The sequence below is a fragment of the Cobetia sp. LC6 genome, assembly GCF_030264805.1.
Taxonomy (GTDB): Bacteria; Pseudomonadota; Gammaproteobacteria; order Pseudomonadales; family Halomonadaceae; genus Cobetia.
Window position 1 is genome coordinate 1 of record NZ_JASSPL010000040.1, and the last position, 515, is coordinate 515.

Sequence of the window (515 nt, forward strand, 5' to 3'; positions counted from 1 at the left end):
GCAGAAAGACGTGCATGGAAAAGTGGTGCGAGAGAAAAGCCTTCCCAGGCTGCGCAAGAAGAAAGTCTTTGGCTCATCATCGTGCTGTGATGGTTCTGTCATTGACGGAAAATGAAGTGCGCTTGTTATTTATCCCTGGTTTTGCCAAGAACCTCCCCTGCAGATTTTACTGTAGGGGTGTATTTTTATGCGGCTTGAGGCACCTCATATGGGGCTGTCAGCGTCGGAGTTCATCAGAGGGATGCTTATTTCCATCATGTCTGGGCCGGAAGTGGTGCCATTCAGGATGTTTTTTTGCGCAAGGCTGTGTTTTTTCGTGCGCCGCCAGGCGAAGAAAAGAATAGTCGAGACGAGGTTTTTGCCAGAGATCGCCTGGCTGGAGTGCTCCAGGTGCCAGAACCAAGGGCGTGAAGACAAAATCTGACCTGATCTTCAAAAAGCCCTTGCCCTCACGGCGGTTCGTGCGTAAAGTACGCATCCGCTGCCGGGGACGCATGGCGTTACCAGCGGTGAAA

1 protein-coding gene is annotated in these 515 nt (G+C 51.8%); it reads right to left on the reverse strand.

What is annotated here, in order from left to right; all coding sequences use genetic code 11:
* Positions 1-217: 217 nt before the first annotated feature.
* Positions 218-515 (reverse strand): hypothetical protein (locus tag QQF40_RS17030; RefSeq protein ID WP_285462036.1); only part of this gene is annotated, 298 nt, incomplete at its 5' end.